The organism is Spiroplasma endosymbiont of Lariophagus distinguendus, from assembly GCF_023846195.1.
GTDB lineage: Bacteria > Bacillota_I > Bacilli_A > Mycoplasmatales > VBWQ01 > Spiroplasma_E.
Window position 1 is genome coordinate 1 of sequence record NZ_JALMUW010000109.1, and the last position, 1,609, is coordinate 1,609.

A 1,609-nucleotide genomic window follows, 5' to 3' on the forward strand; every position below is an offset into this window, starting at 1 on the left:
CAAACTAAACAAATTTTATTAAATATTAAAGCAATTTGGAAACTGCTAATATTACTTTAAATAATATTGTGAAAGTTAATATTTTCTTAAAAGACTTAAATCATTTTGTTGAAATGAATAAAATTTATGGAGAAATCTTTGGTGAACATGCTCCAGCAAGATCAACAGTTCAAGTTGCTAGAATTCCTAAAGATGCATTAATTGAAATTGAAGCGATTGCTTATTTAAAACAATAATTTTTATTTAACCTAAAAAAACAACATTTACGCCACTTTATTTACTTTGTCACAATAAAAATTAATTTATTAAAATTTATAAATGCTATTTTTTAATCAATTTTAAATTATAGTTTGAATTTTTTATTTCATTAAAAATATTATTTTTTTGATTTTCATCAGTAATATCTAATACAAATTTGATGTTAAAATTATTGATATCTAATTGATTTTTATCAAATGTACTATGAATCTTGTAAATAGAAGCACCAAACTTATTAATTATATTAACAATTTCTAAAATAGTATCATTACTAATTTTACCATTAATTGAAAATACAATTCTACGATGACAACTGATCAAAGCACTATTAATAATAGTACCTAAGGTTGTAATATCAACGTTCCCACCGCTAATTAAACATACAATGTTTTTGTTTTTACCAACGATTTGATTTAATTTACCAGAAAGAATAGCAGCAACACCAACAGCACCACTACCTTCAGCTACAATTTTACATTTTTCTAATAAAAATAACATTGCTTGCGCAATTTCTTCTTCACTAACAGTAATAACCTTATCAACGTTTTTCTTTAAAATATTAAATGTTAATTCTCCTATTTGTTTAACAGCAATTCCATCAGCAATTGAACTTTTACCTTGAATTTTAAAAGGTTTTCCTTTTTGTAAAGCTTGATTATAAGAATCAACATTTTGTGTCTCAATGCCAATAAATTTAATATTTGGATTTTTGCTTTTTAAATAAATTGAAATACCACTTAAAAGTCCCCCCCACCAATAGGAACTAAACAGTAATCTATTTCTTTGCCAATTGCATTCATTTGTTCATATATTTCTAATCCAATTGTTCCTTGTCCAGAAATTATAAAACTATCATCGTATGGATGAACTAATGTTAAGTCTTCCTCTTTTTCAATTCTTAATGCTTCATCCATTGAATCATCAAACATATTACCATAAATTTTAACATTACATTTTGAACCACCATATTCTTTAGTTGCTGTAATTTTAGCCAAGGGTGCAGTTGTGGGCATAATAATTTTTGATTTTAAATTTAAACTTTTGGCAGCTAATGCTACCCCTTGAGCATGATTTCCAGCGCTAGCAGCAATTATTCCTTTTTCTTGCTGTTTTTGATTTAGATTTAGTATTTTATTTAAAGCACCTCTAATTTTAAAACTGCCAGTTTTTTGTAAGTTTTCTAGTTTTAAAAATATATTATTATTTGAAATTGATGAAAGTTTATCAGCATTTATCAGACTAGTTTTAGTAATTTTATCTTTAATATTATCATATGCTTGTTCAATATCTTTTTCATCAATTAGAATTTTCATAAATACTATACCTCCTAATTTTCTTAATATAATTTTAT

At 24.8% G+C, this 1,609-nt stretch carries 1 protein-coding gene and 1 pseudogene; one reads left to right on the forward strand and one right to left on the reverse strand.

The window, feature by feature from the left end; all coding sequences use genetic code 4:
• Window positions 1–35: 35 nt before the first annotated feature.
• Complete coding sequence (locus tag M0D11_RS05840; RefSeq protein WP_252320953.1) at window positions 36–236, forward strand: Rid family hydrolase; 201 nt, start codon at window positions 36–38, stop codon at window positions 234–236.
• A gap of 85 nt (window positions 237–321) precedes the next feature.
• On the opposite strand, the pseudogene ilvA reads toward M0D11_RS05840, so the two are convergent.
• A pseudogene (gene ilvA / locus M0D11_RS07475) lies at window positions 322–1,571 on the reverse strand (threonine ammonia-lyase).
• Window positions 1,572–1,609 lie beyond the last annotated feature (38 nt).